Below are 14,296 nucleotides of genomic sequence, written 5' to 3' on the forward strand. Positions count from 1 at the left end.
CTACCGGCTCAGGAAGGCTTCCACGGCCGTTTCCACCTCGCGCGGGCGTTCGGCATGCAGCCAATGGCCCGCGCCTGTCACAGATTGCAGATCCGCGTGCGGGAACAGCGCGCGGATTTTTTCATTGCTTTCCGGGCGGACATAGCTCGATGCCGCGCCATAAAGAAACAGCGCCGGGCCGGGGAAGGGCTTGGCCCCCGCGGGCAGCGGCTCGGGCCAGTCAAGGATCGCCGAAAGGTTCGCCGCCAGCGCCGAAAGGTTGAATTTCCAGCGCACCGGCCCCCCGCGCAGCTCCAGCGATTGCAGCAAAAAGGCCCGGGTGCCCGGGTCTTGCACCGTCTCGGCCAGCCGCCGGTCGGCCTCGGCGCGCGTCGTCAGATCCTCGAGCTTCATCGCCTGCATCGCCGCGATCAGCCCGCCATGCGCCGCGGCGTGGCCGTAAGCCACCGGGGCCATGTCGGCCACCACCAGCCGTTCGACCAGACCCGGCCGGGTCAGCGCAAGCATCATCGCCGCCTTGCCGCCCATCGAATGCCCCATCACGTCGCAGGCGCGGCCCTGCGCCTCGATCACCGCGGCCAGATCGGCGGCCAGATCGGGGTAGCTGTGGCTGTCGTCCCAGAAACTGTCGCCATGATTGCGCAGATCCAGCGCCAGCACGCGCCGCCCGGCCGACAGCCGCTTGGCGATCACGCCCCAGTTCCGGCCCGAGCCGAACAGACCCGGGGCAATCAGGAGCGGCGGCAGGGCGGTGTCGGGGCCATGGGCGGTGAAGTTCAGCATGGTCCGGATCTAGCGCGCAGGCGGCGCCCGGACAATGCAAAAGGCCCCCGAAACCGGGGGCCTTTCCGATCTGGTGATCCGCTCAGAGCGCCGGATAAAGCGGGAAGCGCGCGCAAAGCGCCGAGACTTCCGCGCGGACTTCCGCCTCGACGGCCTCGTTGCCCTCTTCGCCATTGGCGGCCAGCCCGTCGACGACCTTGATGATCATCCGCGCGATCTGACGGAACTCTTCTTCCTTGAAGCCGCGGGTGGTGCCCGCGGGCGTGCCCAGACGGATGCCCGAGGTCACCGTGGGCTTTTCCGGGTCGAACGGAATGCCGTTCTTGTTGCAGGTGATGTGCGCGCGGCCCAAGGCCTTGTCGGTGGCATTGCCCTTCACCCCTTTCGGGCGCAGGTCCACCAGCATCACATGCGTATCGGTGCCGCCGGTGACGATATCCAGACCGCCCTTCATCAGCTCGTCGGCCAGCGCCTGCGCGTTGGAGATGACTTGCTTGGCATAGACCTTGAACTCGGGGCGCAGCGCCTCGCCGAAGGCCACGGCCTTGGCGGCGATCACATGCATCAGCGGCCCGCCCTGAATCCCCGGGAAGATCGCCGAATTGACCTTTTTCGCGATTTCTTCGTTGTTGGTCAGGATCATGCCGCCGCGCGGACCGCGCAGCGTCTTGTGCGTGGTGGTGGTGGCGATATCGGCATGCGGGAAGGGCGAGGGATGCGCGCCCCCGGCCACCAGACCGGCAAAATGCGCCATGTCCACCATCAGATAGGCGCCGACGCTGTCGGCGATCTCGCGGAATTTCGCGAAATCGATCTGCCGCGGAATCGCCGAGCCGCCGGCGATGATCAGCTTCGGATTATGCTCTTTCGCCAGACGGGCGACCTCGTCATAGTCGATCCGGCAATCCTGCTGACGCACGCCATATTGCACGGCGTTGAACCATTTGCCCGACTGGTTCGGCGCCGCGCCATGGGTCAGGTGCCCGCCCGAGGCGAGGTTCATACCAAGAATGGTGTCACCCGGCTTCAGCAGCGCGGTGAACACGCCTTGGTTCGCCTGGCTGCCCGAATTCGGCTGCACGTTGGCGAAAGAACAGCCGAACAGCTCGCAGGCCCGCGCGATCGCCAGCTCTTCGGCCACATCGACGAACTGGCAGCCGCCGTAGTAGCGCTTGCCCGGATAGCCCTCGGCATATTTGTTCGTCATCACCGAACCCTGCGCTTCCATCACCGCGGCAGAGACGATGTTTTCCGAAGCGATCAGCTCGATCTCGTCGCGCTGGCGGCCAAGTTCGCCACGGATGGCGGCGAAAAGCGCGGGGTCACGGCTGGAAAGGGTCTCGGTAAAGAACCCGGCGTCGCGTTGATCGGTCATGGGCAACTCCAAAGGCAAATGTCGTGGTCCGTTTATCGCAGAATTCCCGGCCCCGAAAGCGCCCAAAGCGACAAACGGGCATTTTGGCGCGTCACCCGCGGCCTGCGCAAACCCGGGGGGGCCGGAAACGGGCTTGTCATTCCGGTCCCGGCTTGTCACACCAAGGGGAACCGGAGGCAGGCCGTGAACCGACCCAGCAAGATCCATTTCGCGGCCTCGCAGGCCGACAGCGCCCAGGAGGCGCTAGCAGATCTTTCCGCCCGCTACGGTCAGGCGCCGCTGGTCGAGGCCGATGTGATCGTGGCGCTGGGCGGTGACGGCATGATGCTGCACTGCCTGCATGCCGGATCGGGGCTGCCGGTTTACGGGATGAACCGCGGCTCGGTCGGCTTCCTGATGAATGATTACCGCGTCTTTGACCTGCCCGAGCGGCTTGCCGCGGCGGAAGAGGCGCTGATCAACCCGCTTGCCATGCGGGCGAAGACGGCTGACGGGGTGATCCGCGAGGAGCTGGCGATCAACGAGGTCTCGCTTTTGCGCGCCGGTCCGCAGGCGGCGAAGCTGCGGATCTCGGTCAATGGCCGGGTGCGGATGGAGGAGCTGATCTCGGATGGCGCCATCGTCGCGACGCCTGCGGGATCGACCGCCTACAATTATTCCGCGCATGGGCCGATCCTGCCCATCGGTTCGGACGTGCTGGCGCTGACGGCGATTGCGCCGTTCCGGCCGCGGCGCTGGCAGGGCGCGATCCTGCCCAGCTCGGCCACGGTGCGCTTTGACATTCTGGAGGCCGAGAAGCGCCCGGTGATGGCCGATGCCGACAGCCGCTCGTTCAAGCCGGTGCTCTGGGTCGAGATCCGCTCGGAGCCGACGATCACGCATCGCATCCTGTTCGATCCCGGCCACGGGCTGGAGGAACGGCTGATGCGCGAGCAATTCGCCTAATCGCTGCGCCAGCTTTCCAGTTTGCGATAAAGCGTCGAGGGCGCGACGCCCAGATCGGCGGCGGCCTTTTGCACGGCGCCGTCATTGCGCGCCAGCGCCGCCTCGATCGCGGCGCGTTCGACCTCGGCCAAGGTCAGCCCGGAGAGGTCGGGCAGGCTTGTTCCGCCCGCCCCCGGATGCGACCGGGCCGGACCGGCCAGCTCGGGGGGCAGCATCGCGGCGGTCAGCTCCTCGCCCTCGTGCAGCACCGTCACCGCGCGCAGCACATTCGACAATTCCCGCACGTTGCCGGGCCAGGAATGGCTGCGCAGCAGGCTCATCGCCTCGGGCGAGATCCGGGTGAAGCTGCGCCCCTCGATCGCGGCGAAGCGGGCCAGGAAGGTTTCGGCCAGCGGCACGATATCCTCGCCACGGCGGCGCAGCGGCGGCATCTGCAGCCCCACCACCTGCAGCCGGTAGAACAGATCCTCGCGCAGCTGCCCCCGCGTCACCGCCTCTGTCAGCGGCAGGGTCGAGGCCGAGAGGATGCGCAAATTCACCCGCCGCGCCGCCTCGGCGCCCGGGGGATGCACCTGCCCGGTCTGCAGGAAGCGCAGCAGACGCGGCTGCAAGGTCGGGTGCAGCTCGCCCACGCCGTCCAGAAACAGCGTGCCGCCATCGGCCAGTTCCGCCGCGCCGAGCCGGTCCGAGAGCGCGCCGACAAAGGCGCCGCGACGGTGGCCGAACAGTTCGGATTCCAGCCGGTCGGGCGGGATCGCGCCGCAATCCAGGGTGACGAAGGGCCCCTGCGCCCGCGCCGAGAGCCGGTGGATCGCCCGCGCCGCCAGCTCCTTGCCGGTGCCGCTTTCGCCGCAGATGCAGACTGGCGCCATCGAGCGGGCGGCGGCGCGGATCCCGTCATAGACCTCGTGCATGGCGGCGGACTGGCCGATGAAATCGGGCAGCGGCGCCCGGGCGGCGGCGGAATGCGGCGGATGCGCGAGGCTTGCCGCCCGCCGCGCCGCCTCGACCGCCTCCATCAACCGCGATTCCGTCACCGGCTTGACCAGATAATCCAGGGCGCCGCGCCGGATCGCCGTCACCGTCCGGTCGATCGAGCGCTCGGCCGCGACCACGACGACCGAGGCTTCGGGCCGCATCTGCAGCAGATCGACGAGCAGGTCGAGCCCGTCGCGGTCGGGCAGCATCAGATCGAGCAGCACCACCGAGATCGGATGCACCCGGAACATCTCCAGCCCCTCGGCGGCCGTGCCCGCCGAGACCGTGCGATAGCCCGCACGGCGCAGATGCAATTCATAGATCGTCCGCATCGAGGCGGTGTCCTCGACCAGCAGGATGTCGGGCCCCTCGGGCAACGGCAGCGACATGTTCATGCTCCGCCCCTTTCGAACTGGCGCTGGCGGCGCCCGGCATAGGCGATCAGCCGGTCGATCTGCGTCAGCACCGAGCGCCCGATCAGCTGCATCGCCACGCTGTCCTCGCGGCGGGCGGCGGCGCAAAGTTCCCGGGCCAGCTCCTGCAGTCGCCCCGCGCCCACCGCGCCCGCCACCGACAGAAGCACATGGCTTTCGGTCTGCACGGCGGCGAAGGTGGGCGCCGATAGCCCCGCCACCAGCCCGCGTTCGACCCGGCTCAGATCGGCGATCATCCGGCTCAGCAATTCCTGCGCCGCCTCCGGACCGGCAAGGCCCAGAAGCGCTTCGAACACCGCCGCGTCGACGACCGGCGGGCAGGGTCGGTGGCCCTCGCCATCACGCCGTTCCAGCGCCCGGGTGATCGCCTCGGCCAGCGGTTCGATCGCCGTCATCGGCTTCGAAACGATCGCATCCGCCCCGGCGGCGACGATCGCCTCGCGGTTGGTGCGCAGCACATAGGCGGTGCAGACCACGACCGGAATCGCGCTGTGCCGCCCGCCGCTGGCGCGCAGCGAACGGATCAGATCAAGCCCGGACAGCCGCGGCATCTCGGCGTCGATCACCGCCAGATCGTAGCTGCCGTTGTCGAGCATCTCGAGCGCCTCGATCCCGTCGGCGGCACTGTCGCAATGCGCCCCCATCGCCGAGAGCATGTGCCCCAGAACCGCCTGATTGAGCGCGCTGTCCTCGGCCACCAGAACCCGCATCCGGCGCAGATCGGGCAGGGGGGTGTCGATCGCCATCTCGGGCGGTATCAGCCCGGCAAGCGGCAGGGACAGCGCCACGCAGGCGCCGCCCGTGTCCCGGTTCGAGACCTCGATCCGGCCCTGAAGCCGTCGCGCCATGTCGCGCGAGATGAACAGACCGAGCCCGTGGCCCGCCTTGCCCGGAACCTCGCCCCGCGCGCCTTGCCGGAACAGCCGCCCGCGCAGATCCGGATCGAACCCCGGCCCGTCATCAAGCACGGAAAACAGCAGGCGGCTCTCGGCCTCGACCGTCAGCGCCAGCCGCACCGCGCCCTGATCGGTGTATTTCACCGCATTCGAGAGCATGTTCGACAGAACCCGTTCCAGCGCGATCCGGTCAAGCCGCACCAGCACCGGCACGTCGGGGGCCATGGCGACGTGAAAGCCGAGCCCCTTTTCCTGCGCCCGCCCGGTCCAGCGCATTTCCAGATCATAAAGCAGCCGCGCCAGCTGCACGGTCTGGCGCAAAGGCCCGACGGCCTGATCGGTGACGATCTCGAAGCCTTCCTCGATCAGCCGGGCCATGTCTTCGCCCGCCGCCCGCATCCGTTCGAATTGCAGCCGCATGCCGGGGCTCAGATCCTCGTCGGCCAGAAGATGCAGCCCGCCAAGAATGTCGGAAACAGCGGCGCGAAGATCATGCCCAAGCAGCATGATGCGCGCAATCTGAGCCCTGTTGTCCGAGGCGTCGCGGCGCGCGCCATCGGAGGGAAGACCAAGTTCATTCATAACGATACCCCGACAGGCCCATCTTCCCGTCCGGCTGTCGCAAATCAAGCCCCGAGACTGCGGGGCGCGCCAAAGAATCCTGAAAACACACGTCTTGCAAGAATTTCGGCGGGGCCCCGCACGCTGGGGGCCCCGCCGGGCGGATATCAGGCCGCCTTTTCGGGATAGCCGATCGCCTGCAGCGCCGCGGTGATCTCGTCGAGAATCGCCGGATCGTCGATCGTGGCGGGCATCTTGTAGTCGAGCCCGTCGGCGATCTTCGCCATCGTGGCGCGCAGGATCTTGCCCGAGCGCGTCTTCGGCAGACGGTCGACGACCACCGCCAGCTTGAAGGCCGCAACCGGGCCGATCTGGTCGCGCACCAGCCGCACGCATTCCTTGATCACCTCGGCATGCGGGCGGGTGCAGCCCTTGGTCAGGCACAAAAAGCCCATCGGCAGCTGACCCTTGAGCGCGTCGGCCACGCCGATCACGGCGCATTCGGCGACATCCTTGTGCGCGGCCAGAACCTCTTCCATCGCCCCGGTCGAAAGCCGGTGCCCGGCGACGTTGATCACGTCATCGGTCCGCGCCATGATGTAGACATAGCCGTCTTCGTCGATATAGCCGGCGTCGCCGGTTTCATAATAGCCGGGGAAATGCGACAGGTAGCTCTTCTTGAAGCGGTCGTCGGCATTCCACAGCGTCGGCAGCGTGCCGGGCGGCAGGGGCAGCTTGATCGCCAGCGCGCCCAGCGTGCCCGGGGCCACCGGATGGCCGCCCTCGTCCAGCACCTGCACGTCATAGCCCGGCATCGGCTTCGTCGGCGAACCGGCCTTGACCGGCAAAAGCTCGATGCCCAGCGGGTTGCCCGCGATCGCCCAGCCGGTTTCGGTCTGCCACCAGTGGTCGATCACCGGCACGCCCAGATGTTCCTGCGCCCATTTCACCGTTTCCGGGTCGGCGCGTTCGCCCGCCAGGAACAGCGCCTGCATCTCGTGCAGCTTGTAGCGCTTGATGTATTCGCCGTTCGGATCCTCGCGGCGGATGGCGCGCAGCGCCGTCGGTGCGGTGAAGAAGCTCTTGATGCGGTGGTTCTGGATGATCCGCCAGAACACGCCCGGATGCGGCGTGCCCACGGGCTTGCCCTCGAAGACGACGGTGGTCGCCCCCGCCAGCAGCGGCGCGTAGCAGATATAGCTGTGGCCGACGACCCAACCCACGTCCGAGGCGGCCCAGAACCGGTCCCCGGCCTCGATGTTGTAGATCGCCTTCATCGACCAGTTCAGCGCCACCAGATGGCCCGCGGTCGGCCGCACGACGCCCTTGGGCGCCCCGGTGGTGCCCGAGGTGTAAAGGATATAGGCCGGGTGGTTGCCCTCGACCGGCACGCATTCGGCCGGTTTCACGCCATACTGGAAGCCGTGCCAGCTGAAGTCGCGGCCCTCGACCAGCTTTGCAACCTCTTGTTCGCGCTGGAAGATGACGCAGAATTCGGGCTTGTGCGTGGCTTGATCGATGGCGGCATCAAGCAGCGGCTTGTAATGCACGACGCGACCGGGTTCGAGACCGCAAGACGCCGCGATGATCGCTTTCGGCGTGCAGTCGTCGATCCGCACCGCCAGCTCGTTTGCCGCGAAGCCGCCGAAGACGACCGAGTGGATGGCGCCCAGACGGGCACAGGCCAGCATCGCTTCCAGCGCTTCGGGGATCATCGGCATGTAGATGATGACGCGGTCGCCCTTTTCCACGCCGCGCATCCGCAGCGCGCCCGCCAGGCTCGAGACCCGGGCCTGCAGTTCCTTGTAGGTGATCCCCTTGGTCGCATGGGTGATCGGGCTTTCGTGCATGATCGCGATCTGATCGCCGCGACCGGCCAGAACGTGACGGTCCACCGCGTTGAAGCAGGTGTTCACCATCGCATCGGCGAACCATTCCCCGGCCGGACCCTGCTCGAAATAGGCCTTGGAGGGGCTTTGCACCCAGTCGATGCCCTTGGCCGCATCCATCCAGAACCCTTCCGGGTCCGCCTGCCACGCGGAATAGACTTCATTGTATCCCATGGTATTCCTCCTCCAGACTTGCAAGCTTGTTACGCAGGCGGAAAGGTTTGTGCAAGAATGTTACCGCTGCAGCTGCGCGCTTGGCCCGAAAATTTGCAGAATGCGGCGGGAATCCCGCCGCAAACTTTTGCAAATGGCTTGCGTTTTTGAAGGAGGCGGGGAAAGCGAAGCGCGTTTTGCAAACTCGCTTCACTTTGCAGCTTCAGCCGTAGGCGGCCACCGGGGTTCCGGCCAGCACGGCCACGTTCAAAAGGCCCCGCGTGGTGATCGAGGGGGTCACGATATGCGCCCGGTTCCCCATCCCCATCAGAATCGGCCCCACCTCCAGCCCGTTCGCCTTGGCTTTCAGGATGTTGCGCACCCCCGAGGCGGCATCGGTATTGGCAAAGACCAGCACATTCGCCGCGCCGTCGAGCCGCGATTCGGGCAGCAGCCGGGCGCGAATCTGCGGCTCGAGCGCGGCGTCGATATGCATTTCGCCCTCGTAGACGAAATCCGGTTCGCGGGCATCGAGCCGTTCCAGCGCCGCGCGCATCCGCCGCCCCGAGTCGGTGTCAAGGTTGCCGAACTGGCTGTGCGAACACAAAGCCACCTTCGGCGCGAGGCCAAAGCGGCGCACATGCCGCGCCGCCGCCATCACCGTTGCGGTGATCTCCTCGGGCGTCGGTTCGTGATGCACATGGGTATCGGCGATGAACAGCGGCCCGTCTTCGAGGATCATCAGGCTGAGCGCGCCGACAGGGTGCAGCCCGCCCCGCGCCAGCACCTGCCGGACATAGTTCAGGTGCCACAGATATTGCCCGAAGGTGCCGCAGATCAGGCTGTCGGCATCGCCCTGATGCACCATGATCGCGCCGATGGCGGTGGTGTTGGTGCGCAAGATCGCCCGCGCCAGATCGGGCGTCACGCCGCGCCGCGCCATCAGCCCGTAGTAGGTCTCCCAATAGCTGCGATAGCGCGGGTCGTGTTCGGGGTTCACCACCTCGAAATCGCGCCCGGGCACCAGCGACAGCCCCGCCCGTTCCGCCCGCCGCTCGATCACCTCGGGGCGACCGATCAGGATCGGCTTCACCGTGGTTTCCTCGATCATCGCCTGGGCCGCGCGCAACACCCGCTCATCCTCGCCCTCGGCAAAGACGACGCGACGGGCGGCGGTGGCGGCGGCCTCGAAGACCGGCCGCATCAAGAGCGACGAGCGCACGACCGAGGCTTCGAGATTGCGCCGGTAGCCGTCGAGATCCGCAAGCGGCCGGGTGGCGACGCCGGTTTCCATCGCCGCCTTGGCGACGGCGGTCGAGACGGTGGCGATCAGGCGCGGATCGAAGGGTTTCGGGATCAGATAGTCGGGACCGAAGGTCAGCTTCTCGCCGCGATAGGCGGCGGCGGCCTCGGCGGCGGTGGTGGCGCGGGCCAAGGCCGCGATCCCCTCGATGCAGGCGATCTGCATCTCGTCATTGATCGTCGTGGCCCCCACATCCAGCGCGCCGCGGAAGATGAAGGGGAAACACAGGACGTTGTTGACCTGATTGGGAAAATCGCTGCGGCCAGTGGCGATGATCGCCTCGGGCGCCACCGAGCGCACGGCATCGGGCAGGATTTCCGGCGTCGGATTGGCCAGCGCGAAGACGATCGGCCGGGCCGCCATCCGTGCCACATGATCGGGGGTCAGCACGCCCGGACCGGAGAGGCCCAGGAACATGTCCGCCCCCTCGATCACTTCCTCCAGCGTCCGCTTCGTCGTCGGCTGCGCGTAAGCGGCCTTGAGCGGGTTCATGTCGATCTCGCGGCCCTGATAAACGAGGCCGTGAATGTCGCACAGCCAGATGTTTTCGCGCCGCACCCCCAGTTTCACCAGCATGTTCAGACAGGCGATCCCCGCCGCGCCGCCGCCGGTCGAGACGATCTTGATCTCGTCAAACCGTTTGCCCGCGATGCGCAAAGCATTGGTTGCCGCCGCCCCGACGACAATGGCGGTGCCGTGCTGGTCGTCGTGAAAGACCGGGATCTTCATCCGCTCGCGGCAGATCCGCTCGACGATGAAACAATCGGGGGCCTTGATATCCTCAAGGTTGATGGCGCCGAAGCTGGGTTCCAGCGCGCAGACCAGATCGGCCAGTTTCTCCGGGTCGGGCTGGTTCACCTCGATGTCGAAAGCGTCGATATTGGCGAATTTCTTGAACAGGACCGCCTTGCCCTCCATCACCGGCTTGGCGGCGAGCGGTCCGATATTGCCCAGCCCCAGCACGGCGGTGCCGTTCGTCACCACCGCGACCAGATTGCCCCGCGCGGTGTAGCGCGCCGCGGTGCTGGCATCGGCCTTGATTTCAAGGCAGGCTTCGGCGACGCCCGGCGAATAGGCGCGGCTCAGGTCAAGCCCGTTCGCCAGGGGCTTGGTGGCGCGGATTTCGAGCTTTCCGGGCTTCGGATATTCGTGATAATCCAGCGCCGGGTGGCGCGCGGGCGGGTGACGTTCGTCGGTCATGAGCCTCTCCCTGAAGATGGTTCAGCCTTAAACCAATTCCAGATCGCCGGAAAGCGTTGATAGCGCAAGCAGCCCACCCCCTTGCGCTGCCGCCCGGCGCGGCGCAGGATCGGGCGGAAACCCATGCCGGAGGCGGACATGTCCCTGCTCGATGCCGCGCGCGAGGTGCGCGAGAATGCCTATGCGCCCTATTCGAAATTCAAGGTGGGGGCGGCGGTGCGCGGGGCATCGGGCACGATTTACCGCGGCGTGAACGTGGAAAACGTGGCTTACCCCGAGGGCACCTGTGCCGAGGCGGGGGCGATTGCCGCGATGGTGGCGGCGGGCGAGACCGAGCTGATCGAGGTCGCGGTGATCGCCGACAGCCCCGCGCCGGTGCCGCCCTGCGGTGGCTGTCGGCAGAAACTGGCCGAATTCGGGCGGGCGGAGGTGCCGGTGACGCTGGCCACCACGGCGGGGGCGCGGCTGGACACCACGATCGGCGATCTGCTGCCCGGTCGGTTCGATGCGCATCACATGGACAATGTCTGATGGATGCCCGCTCAATCATCATGGCGGTGCGCGACGGCGCCGGGCTTTCGCCCGAGGCTGCGGGATGGTTTGCGCGCGGCCTCGCCGATGGCACGGTGTCCGATGCGCAGGCCGGGGCTTTCGCGATGGCGGTCCTGTGCCGCGGCATCGGACCCGGCGGTCGGGTGGCGCTGACGCGGGCGATGCGGGATTCGGGGCAGGTCATCACCTGGGATCTGCCCGGCCCGGTCGTCGACAAGCATTCCACCGGCGGCATCGGCGATTCCGTGTCCTTGCTGCTGGCCCCGGCCTTGGCTTCCTGTGGCGTTTATGTGCCGATGATCTCGGGGCGGGGGCTGGGCCATACCGGCGGCACGCTGGACAAGATGGAGGCGATCCCGGGCTACAAGGCGCTGCCCGGCGTCGAGATGCTGCGCAAGGTCGTGGCCGAGGTCGGCTGCGCCATCGTCGGCGCGACCGGAGAAATCGCCCCCGCCGACAAGCGGCTTTACGGCATCCGCGACATCTCGGGCACCGTGGAAAGCATCGATCTGATCACCGCCTCGATCCTGTCGAAGAAGCTCGCCGTCGGGCTTGATGCGCTGGTGCTGGATGTGAAAGTCGGCTCGGGCGCCTTCATGGCGACGGTGGAAGACGCCCGCGCGCTCGCCGAAAGCCTGGTGAAGACGGCGAATGAGGCGGGGGTCCGAACCTCGGCCTTGATGACGGACATGAACCAGAGCCTGGGGCAATCGGCGGGCAATGCGCTGGAAGTCCTTGAAGTGATGGAGACTTTGACCGGCTCCTCGGTGAACGAGGCGCTGTGGGACGTGACGGCGGCGCTGGGCGGCGAGGTGCTGATGCTGGCGGGCAAGGCGGAAAGTCTGGATGATGGCGCGGCGCTGATCGATGCCGCGATCGAAAGCGGCCGGGCGGCCGAGACCTTCGGGCGGATGGTGGCGGCCTTGGGCGGGCCGGTCGATTTCGTCGAACGCTACCCCGACCGGCTTCCGGCGGCGCCGCTGATCGTGCCGGTGCCCGCGCCGCGGCCGGGTTTTGTCGCCCGGGTGAATGGCCGGGCTTTGGGCGAGGCGGTGGTGCGGCTGGGCGGCGGGCGGCTGCTTGGCACGGACCGGATCAACCCTTCGGTCGGGCTGACCGGGCTTGCGATGATCGGCGAAGAAATGGCCCGCGGCGAGGCCCTGGCACTGGTCCATGCCCCCGATCAGGCCCGCGCCGATCAGGCAGTGGCGGCGGTTCTGGCAGCCTATCAGATCGCGGATGATCCGCCCGAGGAACCGCCGCTGATCCATTGCCGGATCGGACCGGAGGATCTGGGATGACCCGCGCCTTTTTGATCGTGATGGATTCCGTCGGCATCGGCGGCGCCCCGGATGCGGGGTCGTTTTTCAACGAGGGGCGCCCGGACACCGGGGCGAACACGCTGGCCCATATCGCCGAGGCCTGCGCCGCGGGCCGGGCCGAGGCGGGGCGCTCCGGTCCGCTCCAGCTGCCGCATCTGGATGCGATGGGCCTTTCGGCGGCGGTGGAACTGGCCAGCGGCACGCGCCCGACCGGGCTTGGGGCGGCGCCGCAGGGGCTTTGGGGCGCTGCGACAGAGGTCTCGCGCGGCAAGGATACGCCTTCGGGGCACTGGGAACTGGCCGGCGTGCCGGTGCCCTGGGACTGGCATTATTTCCTTGAAACGAAAGACAGTTTTCCCCCCGATCTGGTGGAATTTGTCGCCAAGGCCGCGGGCACCGAAGGCATTCTGGGCAATTGCCATGCCCCCGGCACGGCGATCATCGAGGCGCTTGGGGCAGAGCATCTGCGCAGCGGCTGGCCGATCTGCTACACCTCGGCCGATTCCGTGTTCCAGATCGCCGCGCATGAAGAAAGCTTCGGGCTGGACCGGCTGTTGCAGCTGTGCCGCGATGTGGCGCCAAGGCTGCATGCGATGAAGGTGGGCCGCGTCATCGCGCGGCCCTTCACCGGCCCGCCCGGCGCCTTTCTTCGCACGCCGAACCGGCGCGATTTCGCCATTGCCCCGCCCGCGCCCACGCTGCTCGATTGGGTCGCGGGGGCGGGGCGCACCACCCATGCCATCGGCAAGATCGGCGACATCTTTTCCCATCGCGGCATCACCCATCTGCACAAGGGCAAGAATGACGCCGATCTGATGGAGCATCTGATCCGCCTTGGCGATCAGGCCGAGGAGGGCAGCCTGACCTTCGCCAATTTCGTCGAATTCGACAGTCTCTGGGGGCATCGGCGCGATGTTGCGGGCTATGCGCGGGCGCTGGAATGGTTCGACACCTGTCTGGGCCGCTTCCTGCCGACCCTGCGTCCGGGCGATCTGGCGATCTTCACCGCCGATCACGGCAATGACCCCAGCTGGTCGGGCACCGATCACACCCGCGAACGGGTGCCGGTGCTCGGTCACGGGCTTGGCTTGCGTCCGGTGGGGCAGCTCGCCTATGCCGACATCGGCGCGTCGGTCGCGACGCATCTGGGCGTGGCCCCGCAAGGGCCCGGCCGCAGTTTTCTTTGAAAGGACAGACCATGGATCAACAGGTCACCGTCGTCGATCACCCGCTGGTGCAGCACAAACTGACGCTGATGCGGGAAAAGGACACCTCCACCGCCTCTTTCCGTCAGCTTCTGCGCGAGATCAGCCTGCTTCTGGCCTATGAGGTCACCCGCGGCCTGGACCTGACGACGAAGCGGATCGACACGCCGCTGTGCGAGATGGAGGCGCCGATCCTCGAGGGCAAGAAACTGGCGCTGATCTCGATCCTGCGGGCGGGGAACGGGCTTCTCGATGGCATCCTTGAACTGGTTCCGGCGGCGCGGGTCGGTTTTGTCGGGCTTTACCGCGACCCGGACACGCTGCAGCCGGTGCAATATTACTGCAAGGTGCCCGCCGAACTGGAAGACCGGATGGTGATCGTTGTCGATCCGATGCTGGCGACGGGCAACAGCTCGGCCGCGGCGGTGCAGCTGATGAAGGACAAGGGCGCGAAGAACATCCGCTTCCTGTGCTTGCTGGCGGCACCCGAAGGGGTGGCGCGGATGCGCGCAGCGCACCCGGATGTGCCGATCGTCACCGCCTCCATCGACAGCCATCTGGACGATCACGGCTATATCGTGCCGGGTCTGGGGGATGCGGGCGACCGCATGTTCGGCACCAAATAGCGGCAGCGGAAACGGCGGATTTTCCTTTACTCTGCAACAATTGTGCTGCAGTTTTTCCGAAAGATCATCGGGGG

General features: G+C 67.1%; 11 protein-coding genes. 5 read left to right on the plus strand and 6 right to left on the minus strand.

What is annotated here, in order from left to right; all coding sequences use genetic code 11:
- Both AC4PTB_RS02545 and glyA read right to left on the minus strand, forming a co-directional pair.
- Positions 1–783: an alpha/beta fold hydrolase gene (locus tag AC4PTB_RS02545; protein ID WP_492191533.1), complete on the minus strand. Its 783-nt coding sequence runs from the start codon at positions 781–783 to the stop codon at positions 1–3.
- An 82-nt stretch (positions 784–865) separates the two neighbouring features.
- Complete coding sequence (gene glyA, locus AC4PTB_RS02550; protein ID WP_492191534.1) at positions 866–2,158, minus strand: serine hydroxymethyltransferase; 1,293 nt, start codon at positions 2,156–2,158, stop codon at positions 866–868.
- Between the two features lie 183 nt (positions 2,159–2,341).
- Here glyA and AC4PTB_RS02555 point away from each other — a divergent pair, with 183 nt between their 5' ends.
- Entirely contained in the window at positions 2,342–3,103 is a 762-nt protein-coding gene (locus AC4PTB_RS02555) for an NAD kinase (RefSeq protein ID WP_492191535.1), read from the plus strand.
- On the opposite strand, the gene AC4PTB_RS02560 is transcribed toward AC4PTB_RS02555, so the two are convergent.
- The 4 genes from AC4PTB_RS02560 to AC4PTB_RS02575 form a co-directional block, all read right to left on the minus strand.
- On the minus strand, positions 3,100–4,470 hold the full coding sequence (locus AC4PTB_RS02560) for a sigma-54-dependent transcriptional regulator (protein ID WP_492191536.1): 1,371 nt from the start codon (positions 4,468–4,470) through the stop codon (positions 3,100–3,102). The genes AC4PTB_RS02555 and AC4PTB_RS02560 overlap by 4 nt on opposite strands.
- A 2-nt stretch (positions 4,471–4,472) precedes the next feature.
- Positions 4,473–5,918 carry an ATP-binding protein gene (locus AC4PTB_RS02565; RefSeq protein WP_492191537.1) on the minus strand — a complete coding sequence of 482 codons (1,446 nt, stop codon included), beginning with the start codon at positions 5,916–5,918 and terminating at the stop codon, positions 4,473–4,475.
- A 221-nt stretch (positions 5,919–6,139) separates the two neighbouring features.
- Positions 6,140–8,035, minus strand: a complete 1,896-nt coding sequence (locus AC4PTB_RS02570) for a propionyl-CoA synthetase (RefSeq protein ID WP_492191538.1) — start codon at positions 8,033–8,035, stop codon at positions 6,140–6,142.
- A gap of 202 nt (positions 8,036–8,237) precedes the next feature.
- Positions 8,238–10,517 (minus strand): NADP-dependent malic enzyme, encoded by a 2,280-nt coding sequence (locus tag AC4PTB_RS02575; RefSeq protein ID WP_492191539.1) that lies wholly within the window; start codon positions 10,515–10,517, stop codon positions 8,238–8,240.
- 138 nt (positions 10,518–10,655) lie between these two features.
- Between AC4PTB_RS02575 and AC4PTB_RS02580 the strand changes: the two genes are divergently transcribed.
- The 4 genes from AC4PTB_RS02580 to upp are packed head-to-tail and all read left to right on the plus strand — an operon-like array spanning position 10,656 to position 14,222.
- Complete coding sequence (locus AC4PTB_RS02580) at positions 10,656–11,048, plus strand: cytidine deaminase (RefSeq protein WP_492191540.1); 393 nt, start codon at positions 10,656–10,658, stop codon at positions 11,046–11,048.
- On the plus strand, positions 11,048–12,370 hold the full coding sequence (locus AC4PTB_RS02585; protein WP_492191541.1) for a thymidine phosphorylase: 1,323 nt from the start codon (positions 11,048–11,050) through the stop codon (positions 12,368–12,370). The genes AC4PTB_RS02580 and AC4PTB_RS02585 overlap by 1 nt, the downstream gene beginning before the upstream one ends.
- On the plus strand, positions 12,367–13,578 hold the full coding sequence (locus tag AC4PTB_RS02590; RefSeq protein WP_492191542.1) for a phosphopentomutase: 1,212 nt from the start codon (positions 12,367–12,369) through the stop codon (positions 13,576–13,578). The genes AC4PTB_RS02585 and AC4PTB_RS02590 overlap by 4 nt, the downstream gene beginning before the upstream one ends.
- A gap of 11 nt (positions 13,579–13,589) precedes the next feature.
- Positions 13,590–14,222: a uracil phosphoribosyltransferase gene (upp, locus tag AC4PTB_RS02595; RefSeq protein WP_492191543.1), complete on the plus strand. Its 633-nt coding sequence runs from the start codon at positions 13,590–13,592 to the stop codon at positions 14,220–14,222.
- Positions 14,223–14,296: the final 74 nt, after the last annotated feature.

Source organism: Rhodobacter sp. 4.3.4, assembly GCF_058724655.1.

Coding starts and splice junctions, on each gene's coding strand:
- AC4PTB_RS02545 (WP_492191533.1), bottom strand. CDS start 783: ATGCTGAACTTCACCGCCCATGGCCCCGACACCGCCCTGCCGCCGCTC.
- glyA (WP_492191534.1), bottom strand. CDS start 2,158: ATGACCGATCAACGCGACGCCGGGTTCTTTACCGAGACCCTTTCCAGC.
- AC4PTB_RS02560 (WP_492191536.1), bottom strand. CDS start 4,470: ATGTCGCTGCCGTTGCCCGAGGGGCCCGACATCCTGCTGGTCGAGGAC.
- AC4PTB_RS02565 (WP_492191537.1), bottom strand. CDS start 5,918: ATGCTGCTTGGGCATGATCTTCGCGCCGCTGTTTCCGACATTCTTGGC.
- AC4PTB_RS02570 (WP_492191538.1), bottom strand. CDS start 8,035: ATGGGATACAATGAAGTCTATTCCGCGTGGCAGGCGGACCCGGAAGGG.
- AC4PTB_RS02575 (WP_492191539.1), bottom strand. CDS start 10,517: ATGACCGACGAACGTCACCCGCCCGCGCGCCACCCGGCGCTGGATTAT.
- AC4PTB_RS02580 (WP_492191540.1), top strand. CDS start 10,656: ATGTCCCTGCTCGATGCCGCGCGCGAGGTGCGCGAGAATGCCTATGCG.
- AC4PTB_RS02585 (WP_492191541.1), top strand. CDS start 11,048: ATGGATGCCCGCTCAATCATCATGGCGGTGCGCGACGGCGCCGGGCTT.
- AC4PTB_RS02590 (WP_492191542.1), top strand. CDS start 12,367: ATGACCCGCGCCTTTTTGATCGTGATGGATTCCGTCGGCATCGGCGGC.
- upp (WP_492191543.1), top strand. CDS start 13,590: ATGGATCAACAGGTCACCGTCGTCGATCACCCGCTGGTGCAGCACAAA.